The 18,833-nt window shown below is 61.6% G+C and carries 11 protein-coding genes; 10 read left to right on the top strand and 1 reads right to left on the bottom strand.

What is annotated here, in order from left to right:
* Window positions 1–113: 113 nt before the first annotated feature.
* From FNU76_RS12045 to FNU76_RS12000, 10 genes are all read left to right on the top strand, one after another.
* Entirely contained in the window at window positions 114–2,357 is a 2,244-nt protein-coding gene (locus FNU76_RS12045; protein ID WP_144278426.1) for a type VI secretion system Vgr family protein, read from the top strand.
* Between the two features lie 4 nt (window positions 2,358–2,361).
* Window positions 2,362–3,435, top strand: coding sequence for a DUF2169 family type VI secretion system accessory protein (locus FNU76_RS12040; protein ID WP_144278425.1), 1,074 nt, complete (start codon window positions 2,362–2,364; stop codon window positions 3,433–3,435).
* A gap of 90 nt (window positions 3,436–3,525) precedes the next feature.
* Entirely contained in the window at window positions 3,526–8,682 is a 5,157-nt protein-coding gene (locus tag FNU76_RS12035; protein ID WP_144278424.1) for an RHS repeat-associated core domain-containing protein, read from the top strand.
* Complete coding sequence (locus FNU76_RS12030; protein ID WP_144278423.1) at window positions 8,682–9,413, top strand: hypothetical protein; 732 nt, start codon at window positions 8,682–8,684, stop codon at window positions 9,411–9,413. The genes FNU76_RS12035 and FNU76_RS12030 overlap by 1 nt, the downstream gene beginning before the upstream one ends.
* A 71-nt stretch (window positions 9,414–9,484) precedes the next feature.
* Window positions 9,485–9,913, top strand: coding sequence for a hypothetical protein (locus FNU76_RS12025; RefSeq protein ID WP_144278422.1), 429 nt, complete (start codon window positions 9,485–9,487; stop codon window positions 9,911–9,913).
* Window positions 9,914–10,122: 209 nt separating this feature from the next.
* Window positions 10,123–11,256 (top strand): AAA family ATPase, encoded by a 1,134-nt coding sequence (locus FNU76_RS12020; protein ID WP_144278421.1) that lies wholly within the window; start codon window positions 10,123–10,125, stop codon window positions 11,254–11,256.
* Window positions 11,253–11,684: a bpX5 domain-containing protein gene (locus FNU76_RS12015; RefSeq protein ID WP_144278420.1), complete on the top strand. Its 432-nt coding sequence runs from the start codon at window positions 11,253–11,255 to the stop codon at window positions 11,682–11,684. The genes FNU76_RS12020 and FNU76_RS12015 overlap by 4 nt, the downstream gene beginning before the upstream one ends.
* A 12-nt stretch (window positions 11,685–11,696) precedes the next feature.
* Window positions 11,697–13,517, top strand: coding sequence for a hypothetical protein (locus FNU76_RS12010; RefSeq protein WP_144278419.1), 1,821 nt, complete (start codon window positions 11,697–11,699; stop codon window positions 13,515–13,517).
* Window positions 13,507–16,431 (top strand): bpX6 domain-containing protein, encoded by a 2,925-nt coding sequence (locus FNU76_RS12005; RefSeq protein WP_144278418.1) that lies wholly within the window; start codon window positions 13,507–13,509, stop codon window positions 16,429–16,431. The genes FNU76_RS12010 and FNU76_RS12005 overlap by 11 nt, the downstream gene beginning before the upstream one ends.
* A gap of 144 nt (window positions 16,432–16,575) precedes the next feature.
* Entirely contained in the window at window positions 16,576–17,691 is a 1,116-nt protein-coding gene (locus FNU76_RS12000; protein WP_144278417.1) for a DUF1176 domain-containing protein, read from the top strand.
* Between the two features lie 97 nt (window positions 17,692–17,788).
* Here FNU76_RS12000 and FNU76_RS11995 read toward each other — a convergent pair whose 3' ends face one another.
* Window positions 17,789–18,775: an MBL fold metallo-hydrolase gene (locus FNU76_RS11995; RefSeq protein WP_144278416.1), complete on the bottom strand. Its 987-nt coding sequence runs from the start codon at window positions 18,773–18,775 to the stop codon at window positions 17,789–17,791.
* Between the last annotated feature and the right edge of the window lie 58 nt (window positions 18,776–18,833).

Raw genomic sequence — 18,833 nt, 5'->3', positions numbered from 1 at the left:
TCCCATCAATCAGACAGCGCAGGCCTTCGGTCTATCAGTTACATTCACGCTGCCATTGACTTCATATAAAGCCGCATAAAGCGGCGCCAAGCCAGCTTGGGGGAAAAATCGCCATGTTCGACGACCGTAATATCCGACTGACCACGCCGCTCGGTCCCGAAGCCCTGATCTTCCGTAGCCTGGACGGCTTCGAAGCGCTGGGCCAGCTGGGCCAATACCGGCTGGTGGCGCTGTCGCGCCGCGCCGACCTGGCCCTGGACAAGGTGGTCGGGCAGGCCATTACCGTCAGCACCGATGTCGCCCTGGGCGCGGTCCGCCACCTCAATCTCTTTGTCAGCCAGATCAGCCTGACCGGCCGCGAGGGCGAGTACTACCGCTACGAGGCCACCTTGCGGCCCTGGCTGTGGTTCCTGTCGCGCACCGTCGATTGCCGGGTGTTCCAGCACCAGAACCCCATCGATATCATCCGCACGGTCTTCGCCGACCACGCCATTGCCAAGTTCGACGTGCGTACCACCCATAGTTACGCCCCGGTCGATTACTGCGTGCAATACCGCGAATCGGACTACAACTTCGTGGCACGGCTATGCGAGCAGGAAGGCATCTACTTCTGGTTCGAACACGCCGAAGGCGCGCACACGCTGATCCTGGCCGATGCCCTGTCCGCCCACAAGCCGGCGCCCGGCTATGCCAAGGTACCGTTCGAGCAGGGCGGCGGCGATGGCGGCATGACCACCGACCGCGAGCATCTGGAGCATTGGCATTACAGCAAGTCGGTCCAGCCGGTGAACTTCGTACTGACCGATTACGACTTCGAAAAGCCCCGCGCCGATCTGACGGTACGGTCCAAGATCGACCGCAACCACGGCGAAGCGCACCACGAAGTGTTCGACTACCCGGGCGAATACGTCGACCCGGGCCTGGGCGAGCACTACGCCCGCATTCGCCTGGACGAAGCGCAGGCCCGCCAGGAAACCGCCACCGGCCAAGGTACCGTGCGCGGCCTGCCGGTCGGTTCGTTGTTCACCCTGTTCGACCACCCGCGCGCCGACCAGAACCGTGAATACCTGGTGACCAGCGCGCATCTGAGCTGGGCGGAAGCTTCCTACCAGTCCGGTGCAGGCGAATGGGTCGCCAGCTGCCAGATCGATGCGCTGCCCAGCGCGCTGCCGTTCCGGCCGGCCCGCAGCACGCCGCGCCCCTTTGTGCAGGGTCCGCAGACGGCGGTGGTGGTGGGTCCGGCGGGCGAAGAAATCTTCTGCGACGAATACGGCCGCGTCAAAGTGCAGTTCCACTGGGACCGCCGTGGCGGCCGCAACCAGCACAGCTCCTGCTGGGTCCGTTCCTCGCAACCGTGGGCCGGGCAGAATTTCGGGGCGATGTCGCTGCCGCGTATCGGCCAGGAGGTGGTGGTGTCCTTTCTGGAAGGGGATCCCGACCAGCCGCTGATCACCGGCCGGGTCTACAACGCCGGCCAGATGCCGCCGTGGGACTTGCCGGCCAACAAGACCCAGTCCGGCATCCTGACCCGCTCGACCCAGGGCGGCGCGTACGACCACGCCAATGCGATCCGCTTCGAAGACAAGAAGGGCGCGGAAGAACTGTGGCTGCATGCCGAGAAGGACCAGCGCATCGAAGTCGAGAACGACGAGAGCCACTGGGTAGGGCACGACCGCAAGAAGACGGTGGACCACGACGAAACGGTACTGGTGAAGCACGACCGGACCGAGACGGTGGACAACGACGAAACCATCACGGTGCACAACAACCGCAAGGAGCGGGTGGACCACAACGAGACCATCTCGATCGGCGACAACCGCAGCGAGGACGTGGGCAAGGACGAGACCATCAGTATCGGCGATAACCGCCAGGAAACGGTGGGCAAGAACGAGACGATCGACATCGGCAGCAACCGCAGCGTGACGGTGGGCAAGAACGAGACCATCAATATCGGCAAGAGCCGCAGCCAGACCATAGGCAAGAACCACACCATCGAAGTGGGCGCGTTCAAGCGCGAGACGATCGCGCTGGCCTATATGCAGAATGTCGGGCTCGCCAAGATGGTCAATATCGGCGCGGCCTACAACGTCAACGTCGGCGCGGCCATGATGAACAATGTCGGGCTCGGCCGTACCGACGTAGTGGGCATTTCCTGGAAAGCCAATGTCGGCCAGACCTTCCATCTGCAGGCCGGCAAGGGCATCACGCTGGAAGCGGGCGAAAGCATTACGCTCAAGACCGGCGCCTCGACGCTGACCATGCACAAGGATGGCAGCATCAGCTTGAACGGCAAGAAGGTCAATATCGTGGGCAGCGATATCGTGGATCTGGACGGCAAACTGATCGATGTGAATTGATGCCATGAGTATCGAAACCATCAACACCACACCGTTCAGCGTGTTCAGCTTCGAGCACATGCTCTTCCATGGCCGCCGCTACCAGATCGTCATCCTGAAGCAGTCCTACGCGCTGCGCGAAAATGGCAGCGTCGTGCAGATGCACAAGCAGCGTCCGATCCGGCTGGGCGACACCCACCTGGGCGAACTGGATCGCAGCAGCGTGCTTCTACCCGGCGACCTGATTCCCTATAAGCCGCGCTGCGAAATCATCCTGACCGGATCGGCGCGGGTTCCGCAGCCGGCCGCGAGTTGGTTGGCCGGCGTAGGCCTGGGCGAATGGAGCAAGGGCGTCCGCCTGTATGGTCCGCGCGAATGGCGCAAAGGTCTGCTGGGCGGCTGGAAGCTGGGCGAGGCGCAAGCGACCGACAGCACTCCGCTCTTATATGAACACGCCTATGGCGGCAATTTCGAGCTGGCCGGCGATAGCCCCGAAGCCGGCCCCTTGTTGGCTGCATATGGTCCCAATCCGGCCGGTTCGGGCTGGCTGGGCAAGGCGCCGCATGTCGATTTGAGCCGCACGCAACGCAAGGCGTTGGACGAGCGCATCGACAATCTGACCAGCCTACCCGCTCCCCGTATCGAAGCCATCCAGCAAGCCATCGATGAGCCGGGCGAGGACTACGAGCCGGTCGGCTTTGGCGCCTTCCCCGCATGGTGGCAGGCACGCAGCAAATACCTGGCCGATATGGCACCGCCCGCCCCGGACCAGCGCGGCTATCCCAGCGATTTCGATATGGCCTATTGGCAGCAAGCGCCGGCCGATCAGTGGCTGCCTTTCGAGGTGAAAGGCGGCGAAACCCTGGTGCTGGCCAACCTGCTACCGGAAGGACGGCAGGAATACGTGCTGCCGCGCAGCAGCAGCTTCCTCCATCTACGCAGCCCCACCGATATCAGCATGTCGCTGGATATGCAGATCGACACGCTGTTGGTCGATCTCGATGCGCGCGTGCTGGAGGTGGTATGGCGCCGCATCGTGCAGCTCGATGAGTTAGGGCCGGATGTCCGCATCGAAGTGATCAGCCAGCCGCTCGGCTGACCGCCACCCTCGCGGTAGTCATAGCCCAGCGCGTCCCTCAGCGACGCCGCCGCGCGTATCGACAATAAATAGAAGCCGAGTAGCCAAAGCATGGGTAACGAATACATCGCCGAAAAGCGTAAATCGCACAGTGCCATCGCCACCGAACCGGACTTGATCGCACCGGACCCCAGCAAGCCGATGGTGGTGATGCCCTACATCACCTATGTCATTCTCGACGACGCCGTCGATACCGCCGAAAGCGGCAACGGCAATCAGTACCCACTCTATATCAGCACCTCGCACGTGCCGCACTGTCTAGGTGGTCCGCCCAACGGCGTAGGCAAGAAATCCCTCACCTGGAACGGCCGCTTCCAGACCACCGAGCACAGCACCACCGTCAAGGTCGGCCCGGGCTGGCAGATCCAGCACGACCACAAGGGCACCATCAATAACGGCAATGCCAATGCCAAGGTGGTGGCCGGCATCAAGAGCGAAACCGCAGCGCAGGAATGCCTGGCCATGCTGCGCTTGCAGATGGCGCGCATGAAGGAGAGCGCCGCCGCGCAACTCTCCGAGCGTCCGGCCGGCTTCGCCAAGGATGTCGGCGTGGGTGCCTGGGATACGGTCAAAGGTTATGGCGAAACCGCCTCCGACGCGGGCAAGGGCTTGTGGAATGCCATCAGCCACCCGATCGATACCGCCGGCGCCATCGGCGGTGCGATAGTCGATACCGTCAAGTCGGTGGCCGATGCCATCGCCGGCACGGCCAGTGAAGTGGTCGATGTCACCAGCGCCATCATCAATGAAGAACTGAGCATCGACGACATTATCGATGGCATGGAGGATCTGGTCGGCGAGCTGGGCTCGGAGGCCTTGTGCGCGCTGGCGGATGCGATGAAAGCCATGTGCGACAAGCCCGAAGCACTGGGCAATGCGATGGGCGGGCTGATGACCGAAGTGGCCATCCAGGTGGCTGCCGCGCTGGTCTCGGGCGGCGCCGCCAATGCCGCGGCCGCCGGTGCCAAAGCCGCCAAGGCAAGCAAGGCCGGCGCCAAGGCCCTGGATCTGGGAGCCGGCTTGGCCAAGAAGCTGGAGGCGCTGGGCATCAAGAAAGGTGATTCGCTCAAAGACGTGATGAAGCGCCTGAAGGAGCGCCGCCAAGCCGGCCAGTCCCAGGTACCGGACAAATCGCCGCCGACGCCCAAAACTCAGCCGCCCGCCGCAACCACACCTCAGAAACCGGAACCGCACAACAACGGGCAAGCCGACGGTTCCGGCACGGCCTGCCCACTTTGTCCACTTGTGGCCAGTCCGGTCAACCCGGTGCAGGGCTGCAAGATCTTGGCCGGCGACAGCGAACTCGATTTCAGTCTGCCAGGCCCGCTGCCGCTGCGGTGGCAACGCAACTATGCCAGTAATAGCCGCGAAATCGGCTGGTACGGCCAAGGCTGGGCCAGCAGCTTCGGTATGGTGTTGGAGGAACAAGATAATGAAGAAGTTATCGATTTTATCGACAGCACCGGCCGCCGCATCCACTTCCCCCGCCTGGCGCCTGGCCGCGAATTCTTCTCGCGTTATGAACATACCACCCTGGCCCGCAGCCAGGCCGGCGAATACAGCCTCGTTGCGAGCGATGGCTCGCGGCTGTTCTTCGGCCAGCGCCACCCGCAGCAGTCCAACCGTCTACTATGTACCGGCCAGGCAGATGCCAACGACAACCGCATCAGCTTGGAATACCAACCTGCGCCGCCGCGCCAGGATGCTGCCGCCCCTGCCCCGCAAGCGCAGCCCTGCTATCTGCTCGACAGCAGCGGCGAAGCATTACAACTCGACTACCACCCTGGCGGACGTCTGCTGAGAGTCAGTTTACTGAGCGGGCTCAGTCCTCATGGCACCAAGCCCCTGCCCGACCCGAAGTTGCGCCAATTGTTGGCGAGCTGTCCGAGCGTGGCGGAACGGCTGGTGCTCGCGGCTCGCTATACGATACCGCTGCTTGCGCACACCCTGGTCGAGTATCGTTATAGCAACGAGGGCAACCTCGTCAGCGTGGAGCGGGATGGCCAAGAACGACGCCGCTACCAGTGGCGCGACCATATCCTGGTCGGCCATGCCGTACCGGGCGGCCTGGAAGCGCACTACGAATACGATCGCTACGACGCCGGTGGCAAGGTTATCCGCCATTGGAGCAATGCCGGCCAGCAATGGTCATTCGAATACGGCGTCAGCCACACCCGCGTGATCGAAGCGCAGGGCAGCCCGGACGAACGGATCACGCTTTATCATTTCGACGAACAACAACGCTGGACAGGTACCACCGACGCGCTAGGTGGCCGCACCACCTACACGCTGGACCAATATGGCAACCGCGTGGCGCTGACCAACCCCGACGGTATCACTACCCGCTACAGCCTCGACACCAAAGGCCGCCCCATCGCCATCACCGACGCGCTGGGCCAGACCAGCCAGGTGATCTGGCATAGCGAATTGGAATTGCCGACCCAATTGATCGACGCCTTGGGCCAGGCCATCACGCTCGAATACGATGCGCGCGGCAATTTGATCACCCAAATCGACCCGGCCGGCCACGCCACCCGCTTCGAGCTGGATGCCCGCGGCCTGCCGGTTCGCATTACCGATGCCAAGGGCGGCATTAAGCAGTTGCATTGGAATGCCCACGCTCTGCTGATCGCCTACACCGACTGCTCGCAACAAACCACGCGCTTCAGCTATACCGAGCGTGGCTGGCTTAGCCGCCAGACCGATCCACTTGGCGCCAGCACGCACTATCATTACGCCGCCGGCCAGCTCAGCCGCGTCGACTACCCAGACCAAGGCAGCGAGCATTACGAATACGACCGGGCCGGGCGCCTGATCGCCCATATCGACCCATTAGGCCGGCGCACCCGCTACGATCTGGGCGCAGATGGCCTACCCACGGCTCGCATCGACGCACTGGGTGGCCGACTTGGCTATGAATATGATCGCCATCGTCGTTTGGTGCGCCTGGTAAACCAGAACGGTACGCCGTGGCAATTCCAATACGACAGGCTCGACCGGCTAGTCGCCGAGACAAATTTCGAAGGCAAGTTCAGCGCTTACGCCTATAGCGCCGCCGGCCATTTGCAATCGCAACGCGAATTGCCGGCCAACCACCCCGACAGCATCCTGACCCGCTTCGAGCGCGATGCGCTGGGACGGCTATTGACGCGACATACCCAAGCAGCCGGTCAAGCAAGCCTGCGCACCCGCTACCAATACGATCCGGCCGGAAACTTGATCGGTACCAGCAATGCCGAGGCCAATAGTCAGCTCGAATACGATGCCTTGGGTCAGCTGAGCCAAGAAATCCATACCACCCACTGGCGCGATGCCGAAGGTAAGCGCCAACCGCGCAGCCAGCACCTGCGCCACCGTTACGACCCGCTCGGCAACCGCTTCGCAACAACACTGCCCGACGGCCGCACGCTGAACTGGTTGCATTATGGTTCCGGCCATCTGCACCAGATCAATCTGGACGGCGAACTGATCAGCGACATGGAGCGCGATGCCGCCCACCGAGAAATCCGCCGCAGCCAAGGTGCATTGCAAAGCGACTACCAGCTCGATGCCATGGGACGGCTGCTCGACCATCGCGTCAGCTCGGTCCATGGCGCAACCGCTTCAGCGCAACCCTTGGTCGGTGCGGGTCTGACCGGTAGCCGCATCGCCCGTCAATGGCGCTATGACCGGGCCGGCCAGTTGCTGGAGATCCTCGACGCGCGGCGCGGCAGCACCCAGTACCACTACGACGCGCTGTCACGCATCCTGCATACAGCCACACCGCAGCATGCCGAACAGTTTGCTTTCGACCCGGCCCACAACCTGCTGCCCGCCAATCAAACCGCCAGCCTGAAGGACAATCGCGTCACCGTCTTCGAGGACAAGCGCTACCGCTACGACAGCCACGGCCGGCTAGTGGAGAAGCGCTCGGGCAGCAGCCACAACAGCACCATCCTGCAGCTGCACTGGAACGCCGATCACCAATTGGTGCAAGCCACCACCATACGTAGCAAAGGCCCCGACCGCGCCAGCCATATCAGCGAAACCCACTACGGCTACGACGCCATGGGCCGCCGAATGAGCCGGCAAAGCCGCGAATGGCTAGCCCCGGCCGGACAGACGGAACCGCCTGCCTCAACCACGCCTGGCCAGTCCGCCTGGTTCGTCTGGGACGGCAATCGGCTGCTTCAGGAAATTCTCGTCAATCCCGCGGAAGCCGATCCCGCTAATCGCAGCCAGACTCACACCACCGTTTACGAGCCCAACAGTTTTATCCCGCTAGCCCGCCTGAGCTGGCCGACTGCCCCTGCCGATACCGCCACGCCTCCACCACCGCAACCAGATTGGATGCGGGAAAATATCGCCTATTTCGATCGGGCGCAGGCGACGTACATGGCGCAGCGCGAGATCGCGCCGGATGATGACGATTTCGTGCCCAAGTCAAACCAGCCGACAGCGGATGACGGCATTGCAGCTCGCACGCCCATGCAGATCGCCTGGTACCAGTGCGACCATCTGGGTACCCCGCAGGAACTGACCGCAGCAAATGGCGAGATCGTATGGCAAGCAAGCTATAAGACTTGGGGGAATACCGCGACACTGGAATGGGTGGATCCGAGCGGTCATCCGCGAGAACGGGCCCGGCAGTCGACTACCGAACATGCAGCGGTGCAGCCCTTACGGTTCCAGGGGCAGTATTTTGATGCTGAGACGGGACTGCATTACAATCGGTTTCGGTATTACGACCCCGACGTCGGAAGGTTTATTTCCAATGATCCGATTGGGTTGGCGGGCGGGGAGAATATTTATCAGTACGCGCCGAATCCGTTGGGATGGGTCGATCCATTAGGTTTGGAAAAATGCAAGAAATGTGATGGCGGAGAGGCTGAATGCAAGAAATTGCTTGCAAGCATCTATCAAAAATCTTTAGGTCGCAAATCGATAAGCGGAAGTCGAGGCGTATTGGAACGTGTTGAACACTTATTGCACGACAAGGCTTCGATTTATGACTACGCCAAGAACCTGGCGGATAAACGCACTGTCGGACCATTGGCAGGCATGGGCACCTATCAAGGCCACATCGAGCAAGCGACACAATTGCAAAAAGGCTTGAGAGACGATATTCAGTTATTTGAAACCAGCGGATGTAATAAACATTACAAGATCCCCTTATCTGTTAGGCGTGTTGCCGACATGGCAATCCCTCAAAAACCAGCAGGACGTTGATGATGCAAAAACAATTCGATAGATTATTAATCCTGATAAGCACAGACAGCCTGGCAAAGCTAACCTTTCCGGACTGTCCGGAAGAGGATATTGAAAAAGTCAAAAAAGCAGCCCGTGCAGAAATAATGAAATTACTGGACGGGGGCGAGAACTATTACCTATCCTCAGATTTTACCGATCAGCGCAGACAGAATACCTACAAGGATTTTTTTTCCGGGTTGGTAAAATTAGGCGCAAGTGCAAAAATTCAGGAAAAAATTCGCATTTATAGCGAAACCTTGGAAGGCATCACCGATAGCCTAAGTACCGCGAGTTATACGCTGGGAAGCGCAAGCGCACTGCTGTATTGGCTACATACAGATGATTGCGCAACCCCCATCACAGATGAACTAGTCGATTTGGTGGCGCAAATCGAGCATATCGGCTTGGAAATCGACACTCCGACAATCACTGCATTTGAGCATGACGAAATTTGGTTTGACAACCCTACCGAATGGGACCGCTTTGTACAACGTATACTTGACGAGGTACCAGATGCCCCTTGCTATACCTTTAATGAAGCAATGAGTTTCTCTTCAAAGCTCAGTTATCTTGGCAAGTGGAAGGAATACTTGGGCGAAGAGCACTATGCCCCCATCCGAAACTGGATCATTTCAGAAGCACATGCAAGGCTGGACGAGATCAACCCTGACGCAGCAAAAGAGATAGATAAACTTATACACGCCTATTAGCACTGTAAGCAGATCAGTGCGCTCAACCAAGGACGGCTCAAGAACAAGCTTTGGCAAATGGCGAGACGGAAATGCTTGAAAAAATAAACGAATTGAACTCCATCATCAAAGAGGAGCTTTGGTATGATTTTTATATAGATTCATATAAAAATGAATCTATCGTTCTAAAAGGCACCTTGGACGCTTCATATGGACACAACCTGGAGATTCGCCTGGAGCAGGTTAGCTATATCGATGCACCTTTGCAATGGAAAACTGATACGACAGACGATATAGTCGTAAGCATATTCTCCAAGGAAGACTTTGGCGAAGAAGCGAGAAAACGATACTTTGACAATGCATCCGGATTAATTTTTGGTTTCAAAGCCGAATGCTTCGATAGCAAGCAGTGGTTCTACTTTATTGCACAGTCCTTCAGCTTCTTGCATAAAGGAAAGTGGGATAGTTGGTCATGGTATGACAAACCTACCCCGCCACCGATTGCAGGAATAAATGAATAGAGGCCGCATGAATGAAATAAAGCACGATTCAACAAGACCAATTGTCTTGAGACCGATACACGCATTCAGTCCAGATACACGCCTGCTGCTATCCCACTGATTTTGCAGGAATATTGGCACTCCGCCAACTAAAAACCCAGCGCAGATCATTCAAAACACCTTGTTTTTACGTTAATATTCGCGTTTCCTGATCGTGTAGAAATCCCAAGATGTCCTCCCTGCAAACCGCCGCCCGACACATTCGCGACAGCATTCGCGCCGCCACCGCCGGGCTCGTAGGCCGTGACCAACTAGCCGAGCTGATCGTACTGGCGGCCGTCGCCCAGGAACACCTGCTGGTGGTCGGTCCGCCCGGCACCGCCAAGAGCGCCGTGGTGCGCCGCGTAGCCCAGATCCTGGGGGGCCGTTACTTCGAATATCTGCTGGGCCGTTTTACCGAGCCTTCCGAACTGTTCGGCGCCGTGGATCTCAAGAAACTGCGGGAAGGCACGGTGGAAACCGATGTGAGCGGCATGCTGCCCGAAGCCGATATCGCCTTTCTCGATGAAGTCTTCCTGGGTTCCACCGCCATTCTCAACACCCTGCTGGGCGTGCTCAACGAGCGGCGATTCCGTCGTGGCCATACCCAGTTGCAATGTCCTTTGCGCGTCTGCATCGGGGCGGCCAACGGCCTGCCCGACGATGAAGCCTTGGCTGCCTTCGGCGACCGCTTCCTGCTGCATCTTTTCGTCGAACCGGTACCCGACAATATGCTGGAGGCCATGCTGGCCGGCGGCTGGCAGGCCGACCACAGCCCCTTGGCGCCCCAGTCGGGCATGGCCTACCTAGACCAATTGAGCAAACTGCTCGGTCGCGTCAATCTCGATGACGCGCGCCCCGCGCTGGCGAACGCCATCCGCAAGCTGCGCCAGGCGGGCATCGTTCTGTCGGACCGCCGCATCGTCAAATCGCAGCGCCTGATTGCCGCCGCAGCCCTGCTCGGCGGCCGTGGCACCGCCACCGAAGCCGACCTTTGGCCGCTGCTCTATGCTCTGCCCACGCAGGAAGCACAGCAAAACGCGCGCGAGGTATTGCGCGACCTGTTCGCCACCAGCAGCAACAGCAATCTTTTCAGCGCGGTGGAAGAAGCCACGCTGCAGCCCATGTCACGCCTGGCGCGGCTCAGCGAGACCGCCGAGACCTACCTTGCCCGCACGGAAGGGAAAGAGACGGGCGGCGCCTCGATGGGAGAGATCGAAGCCCTGCTGCGCGAGATCGACGCCAACTTCGGCGTCGACAGTTTGCCGCCCGCGCTGAACGCGCTACGTACCCGGCTCGCCGCGCTCGTCGTCGTCCCGGCATGAGCACCCGGCATGCATGGCAATGGCAGGCGGTAAGCGAGCCCGCCGAGCCAGGCGCCGCGGTAGCCTGGGGTAAAGTGGCGCAGCGCTTGCACGAGCGGCTGGCCGATCTGCCGGCCGAGCGGCAGGCGCGCCTACAACTGACCGCCAACCGGGATGTGCTGATCGCCATCGGTCCGGCGGACGATTTGCCTTGGGTGGACGGGATCGCCTATGCGCACGCCGCTCCCGAGGCGCCGGGCCTGTGGTTGCCCACGCACTGGCGGCCCGATATCCCCACCGATCTGGTACTGCGCGCCCTACAGGCGGCCCATGGCCGCCAGCCCTTGCTGCTCTGGCGCACGCCTGCCGCACTCGTTCCGCTCGACCGCCAGTTGCCGCTCAACCCGGCCTTGCTGGCGCGGGTAGCACGCCTTTGGAATGGACGCTGACCTCCGATGCAATTGCCTGCACCACTCCAAGCCTGGCATGAATGGCTAGCCTGGTTCTCACCCAAACTCGCGCCGCAACTGGGCGGCTTGCTGCAAAAGCTCAGCCCGCTGATGGGGCCTTACAAAGCCAATGCACGTGGCGGCGAACCGGAACACGACGGTCTGGGCGACCTGCATCGCCGCGGACCTTACGACCGTTTGCTACCCAGCGAATGGCTGCTGGCCGAGGAGATACCCGAAGAATTCCTGCGCCGCGCGGTGGTCGGCGAACACCTGTTTCTTGCCCCCAGGCCGCGCGCCCAAGCCGGTAACCCATTTATCCTCGCCCTGTTCGATGCAGGGCCCTTGCAACTGGGGGCGCCGCGACTCGCCCATATCGCCATGTGGATCTTGCTGGCGCGCCGCGCTCGCGAAGCCGGCACCGAGATGCGCTGGGGGATACTGCAACGTCCACCTGGCGCCCAGGCCGCACTACCGGCAAATGTCCAAACGGTCGGCGAACTGCATGCCCTGCTCAAGGCACGTACCTACAACGTGGTCCAGCCCGAGCATTGGCAGGCATGGCAGGACGCGCTCGCCGGCTGGGACGAAATGCCCGGGGAATGCTGGCTGATCGGCTCCATGCCCGGCGACGCACCCTTGCGCGGTAGTACGCACAGACTGAAGATCAGCCGCGGCCTCGACGATCACTCGCTTGACCTTGAATTGACCCAGCCGGCAGGACGCAGACGGCTGGTTCTGCCGCTTCCCGCCCCCAGTGTGGCCGGACGGCTGGTCGCGGGTAAATTCATCGATGTCGCCGTGCCGCCACCCGCCGCCAAGCACCATGCCACCCGCCTCGCATCGACGCATGCGCCGACTTTCGTCGGCCTGGGCCAAAGTGTCGTGGTCCCCATGCTGGAGGGCAGCGGAGCGGTGCTCTTTCCCATCCCGCCGCAGGACGCGAAGAAGGCCGGCAAACCCCGCGAGATCAGCTGGGCGGCAAGTGCAACGGCGTTGGCCCTGGCGGGCCTGGGCAAACGCTTGGGCGTGCTGACATCCCAACAGGCACAGCTACGCTTTCTTCATATGCCGGGCTTCGCCGACATCGAACGGCCGCCCAGCGACGAATTCCAGGCGGCACCCGGCCGAGGGTTCTATCTGCCGGCGGCTTACCTGCGCGATAGCGGTGTCCAACGGCTGTATGTCCTCGACAATGGGGGACGGCTGCTTTTCTGGCAGGACACGCTCCCCACCCAGCCGACGAAGGACGCCCCGCAGCACGACCAGAACGTCATCGCCCTGGCCCAGGTCCAACACGACCTGCTCGTCTATGCCAAGCGCGAAGCCAGTGGCCTAGCCATCCGCTACGCCAACCTGAAAGGAGAAGCCGCGGGGCATCATCCCATTCCCCATGTGGAAACCGACCACACGGTGTTGTTTGCCGGCGGCAAGCTATGGCGCGCCCATCAAGGTGCGGTTGCATTAGGCAATGCCAAACAGGGCGGCGTCTGGCGCATCTACCAATTCAACGGCCCCGGTAGCACCCGTGCCGAGCGCGACGAGATTCAGATTCCGCCCGGCTGGCAAGGCATCGGTCTCTACCGTGAAGCGGCCCATGCCAAGGCCGGCCTGGTCTTGCTCGGCCCTGCCCGTAACGCCGTGGCCCTTTACGAAAACGGTAAGGCCGAGGCGCTCCATATGACCGCCTCGCCCATCGTTCGCCACAGCGTCTGCCCCATCACCGGCCATATCGCACTGCTTACCGAAGACCGCGAACTGATCGTCTACGCCATTGCATCGCGCCAGGTGCGCCTGCATATTTACTGCAAGAGAAACACCGATGAAGCATGAGGTCCAGCAAGGCGCCCAGGTGCGCAGGCCCAATCTCCGGGGCCACCAGGCCGTTGCCGGTATCTGGCTGCCTGCCGACTGGTTCGATGCAGGCGAGCGCGAGCTCCGTATCCTGCGCAATTGGCAAGCAGGTGCCAGCGCCTATCGCTTCGAGCAAGGTGATTTGTTGTGCCACGCCCAGGGTCGGCAACAGCATTGTGATGAACTCGACGGCTGGCCGCTGTTGCGTCTGGGCGGCACCCTCTGCTCGGCGCAACTCGGCAAGAACGAGGCATCCGCCCTTCCCCGCGCCGATCTTTGGCTGGTCCAGGGCGGCGAAGTGCTTGCACTGAACTTGCGCGATGCCGAACCGCTCGACCCATCGCATTGGATCGCCCTCGACGGCATGGCCCTGCTCGACACCTACGACTGCAGCGCCGTGCTGGAAACGCTGGTACTGGAACTACCGCCCGAGCTGCGTGACGTGCGCGAGGTGCTGGGCAAGGCCATTCCGCCACCGAGCAAGGAACAAACGGAGTTCCTGAAAGCACTGCTTGCCAAGCAGCGCAAGGACCCGCAGGCACCGCGCCAGCCGGTCGCAGGGAAACCCCACGGCAACGGATCCGGCTTTGCTCCGGCAAGCCTTGCCACGCGTTTGATCCCTGTGGCGGTCTTCGTCGGCCTATGCTGGCTGAGCTGGCTGCTATTCAATATGGCGGGTGGGCCGGTCGAACCGAAAGCCACAGCGTCCGGGCCCAACGGCGTATCTGCCATCTTCCTGATCGTCAGCGTGATTATCTGGCTGCTGATGATGTTTGGCGGGAGAGGTAACCATTGGCAGGTTGGCGTCAAACCACAAGGACGTTCACCTGCCCGGACGGCCCGACCGGCAAGCAAGGGTCAGGCCCAGCTGCCCGCTCGCCGTAAGCCGATCGGCCCGCAGCGCTGGCGGGACTGGCTGGCACGCCTGGCCGTCACATCCCAAATTTCCAGGCTGCTGGGGCGCCAGCAGGCCGCCTATATGCGGCGCATGCTCGAATTGTTCGAATCCGGCAAGCTCGACGAGGCGTTGCGCCATGCCATCCCGCTCGGCAAGGACGGGGAATCGCTAGGCCAAGCCCTGGGCACGCCGAATGCGCGCCGTGATCTTTCACTCTCGTCCGGCAGGGGTGCTGCGGCCAGCATCCATCTTGGCGACGACCTGCAACAGCATTTGCGCACGCTTTATCGCAAGAGCTTCGAAAAGCTCGACCGGGAAGGACGCATCGACGAAGCCGTGTTCGTACTGGCCGAATTGCTGGCCTCGCACCAGGAAGCGCTCGACTACCTGGAAAAGCACGGCCGTCCAAGCCAGGCAGCCGACCTTGCCCTGGCCTGGGACATGCCTCCCGCCACCATCGTTCGGTTCTACAGCGCCGCCGGTAACTGGAAGCAAGCCCTGCTGGTGGCCCGCCGCGACAATGCCTATGCCGCCGCGCTACCGCTGCTGGAAAAGAAATGGCCCGAAGCCGGCGCCCAATTGCGCCGCGAATGGGCGGCCGACCTGGCCGCCAAAGGGGAATGGCTGCAAGCGGTCGATGCCATCTGGCCCATCGAGGCAGCCCGCGAGCAGGCCCGCGAATGGCTGCTGGCGGCGGAAACCGCCGGTGGCGGATTGGCCGCCGGCGCACTGGTCAAACGTATCGCCCTGATGCCTGACAGCTTCGACGACTGTGCCGAACAGCTGAAGGCGCTGCGCGACGACCCTAAGCGCCATCAGGAACGCACCGCCACGGCAATGGCCATTCTGAGGCTGCATGGCAACTATCCGCTATCGATTCCAAGGCTGGTCCGCCTTATGGGCAACGCCTGGCTGGGCGACCAGGCAAGCGGTGTCGGCACACTGGAACGCGCCCAACTTCAGCAACTTATCGCCTTGTCGGCCGATAAGGCGCTACAGGCGGACCTACCGGCAGGCGTCGGCTTGCCTGGCGCCGCCGCCGTCAAATTGGCCGCCCGCACTTCTCCCCTGGTTTGCCCGACACCGGATGCAGGCAGCGCGGCTATTTTCGACGCCGTCCCGCTGGCGGACGGCGATTACCTGCTCGCCCACGGTGAAGCAGGCGCTGCCGTCGTCGATCGTTATGGCAAGCGCCGAATCCACTTTGCCGTTCCCGCCTACCAACTGGTCCTTGCACAGAGCGGCCAGCTTGTTCTGGCGCTGGCCAAGCGCGACGACGTCTGGCGGGTAAGCCGGCTCGACCTGGTCACCCGGCGGGCCGATGATCTGGGCGTGCTGGCCTTCGACCATTGCGCCGATACCTTCGATGGTACCGGCTGGACCATCGCCACCGGCAATACCATTCGCGTACTCGATATCAATCGCTCTCTGCAGACCGTGCTATGGCAGGTAAGCGACCTGCCCGGCAAGGTGGCGCATATGAGCGCCACACCCCACCTGGAACAGTTTCTCGTCGGCGAGCCGGACGGTCTGGCGCTATGGCGTTACCATTTGCCGCAGCGGCGTCTGAATGGCCGGGGACCGGCTTTTGAAGCGGGATGCTTGCAAGAGGCACAACCATTCCTGAACCCCAATGGAGGGATGATCCAATGCCAGCTATTTGCTGACGCATCGCCTGACTATGCTTTGCTTCATTTTTCCGACAGCGCGCGGATCGCCAAAGACGTGAAGTTACCTCCCCCGAGCGGCAATTTCCGATGGTTTGTCCGCCTCGGCCCACAATGGCTGCTCGCCTGCATCGAAAGCGCCGAGACCTTGCCGATTCGCCTGATCGACATCGCTAGCGGCAAGATCTGCGCCCAGATTGATTGGCGCCAATCGTCCGAAATATCGGCCCGCTGTGCCAACGGCCACTGGCTGCTGTTCGACAAGCAAGGCCGGCTGCTCGATATCGACACGGCGAATAGTGCGGTGAATGCTATTTCGGCGCGTTGATCCGACGTTGTCCCAACACTGCCGTCCCGGGGTAATGCAAGGGACGACCGATGCCGTTCTCGATGCCGAGGGCGAGAAAATCATGAAAGAGCAGGAAGCCACTCTGACGAACTAGTCTCGCAATAGGGCGTTTCTCTAGATAGTATGAAGAGCTTGCCGCCGGCTCGCTCCTCACCTACCCCGCCCGCCATCATGCACCGTACCCTCCCCTGCGCCCTCCTCGCCGCCGCCCACCTCGCAGGCCAAGCCGCCCCCTTACCCGTCTATCGCGAATTCAAGGATTGGATGGTGGCGTGCAGCAACAGCGGCCATTGCGTGGCCAAAGGTTTCGAGGAATACACAGACAGTACCGAGATGCTGCTGGAGCAGGCACCCGGCCCGGATGGCGAAACGAGCCTGACCCTCAGCTTCCAGGTCAAAGACAAGATGGCCATCCCGCAACTGCGGCTGAATGGCCAAGCCCTATCGACGGATGAGTGGGAAATCAGCCAGGAAGGCAATGCCTACGGTAGCAGCTGGATTCACTGCCTCGATGACGAAGCCACCCGTAAACTCCTGGCCACCGCTAGCCGCAAGCAGGCGCTGACGTTAACCGATAAGCAAGGCCATGTACTGGCCGACTTCAAGGTGGCAGGCCTGACCGCCTCGCTGCTGCTGATCGACGAAACCCAAGGCCGGCTTGGCACCACGCGGGCGTTGCTGCGAACCGGCAGCAAGTCCGCGGCTACCATCCCGCCTGCCCACCCACTGCCGGTGTTGCATCCCGCCGCAATCGGCAAACCCGAGGTCAGCGCGGCGGAAGCGACCCGTCTGCTACAAGCCGTCCGCAAGCTGGAACCCGATTGCGCCACGAACGACGACGACGACGGGCAGCAAGGCGATGTGGCGGCGCTGAGTTTCCGCGAGGCGATTGTGCTACTACCCTGCGGCCAGGGCGCATACAACACGTCCTATGTGACCTATCGCGCCCAGCGCCATGGCAAGCCCAAGCCCGCCCGTCTTGTCCTGCCGGGCCTATCCAAAGTGTTTACCGCCAGCTATGAGATGACCAATGCCGGATACGACCCCGCCAGCCAGACGCTGAGCCAGTACACCAAGGGCAGAGGCGTGGGCGACTGCGGCGAAGCCAGCGGCTGGATTTTCGATGGGCGCAATTTCGTCCTGAGCAGTTACAGCCACCAAGGCCGTTGCGGCGGGCAGTCGCTGCTGGATTGGCCGGCTTTGTGGCAGACCACGGTGGAGGCGGTCAAGGCCCGGTGAGGTCATCCGCCAATACTTCGAGCAGCAACAGATGCCGCACTGAAGGGCGAGGTTTGCCACGCACCTGATCGCCGATGAGCCACCCCTGGGCGCTACCTCAACGCGGAATGGCGTAATTCGCCGGAACCCAGGCAAAGCCCGCAGCTTCCTTGCGCAGATGGCCGATGCCGGGGAAGGCGATATGCGGGGCCGCGACCCAGTATTGCTTCGCCGCCGCGTCGGCAAAGACGCGCTTGCGCTGTTTCGCCGCGGCCGAGCTGTCGATATCGAACTGGATGGTCACCGCCGGATCGGGGAACTGCACGTATTGGGCGTGGACGGTATCGCCCCAGAATTGCATTTGCTGCCCTTTGCTTTCCACCGCGTAAAAGGTATGACCCGGCGTATGGCCCGGCACGGCAATGCTGCGCACGCCAGAGAACAACTCGGCATCCTGGCTGAATGTCTTCAAGCGGCCGGCAGATGCATAGGGTAAGAGCGATGCGGCTGCTTCCTGGAAGCTATGTTGATGGCGCTGCGCCGCTTTGGCTTCGTTGCCGGAGTCGAGCCAAAATTCGGCTTCACGCTTGTCGGCGTAGATGGTCGCATTCGGGAAGACCATCTTGCCGTCCACCGTCAGGCCACCCGAATGGTCGCCATGAATATGGGTCAACAGCACGGCATCGATGTCTTCGGCGCGATAGCCCGCCGCTTGCAGGTTGGCCAATAGCCGGCCGCCTTTGTCACCGAACAGCCGCCCGGCACCACTGTCCACCAACAGTAATTGCGACCCCGTGTTGATCAGAAAGGCATTGATCGACGTCTCCACCTCGCTGCTCAGGCTGGCGCGCGCCTGGAGGCTGCGTATCCGGGCCGGTGTGGTATCGGTCAACAGCTTTTCCAATGGCAGCGTGACGGTGCCGTCGGATAGGGCGGTGATCTCAAAGTCGCCCAGCATCATGCGGTAGTAGCCGGGCGCCTGGGTTTTGACTTGCGGTGCGGCGGCATGGCTGATTTGCGGCGCGAGCAGCAGCCCGGCCACAGGCAAGGCCGACAAGGCGGCGATCAGGGCGGAGCGGAGCAAAGTGGCGTTCAGCGCGGGCATGGACTCATTCTCTTGATTCGATCGTTGTGCGGGCCGGCCGCATGGGGCACTTGCGTCG

The organism is Chitinimonas arctica (assembly GCF_007431345.1).
Taxonomy (GTDB): domain Bacteria; phylum Pseudomonadota; class Gammaproteobacteria; order Burkholderiales; family Chitinimonadaceae; genus Chitinimonas; species Chitinimonas arctica.
This window is presented reverse-complemented; position numbering and strand designations above follow the sequence as displayed.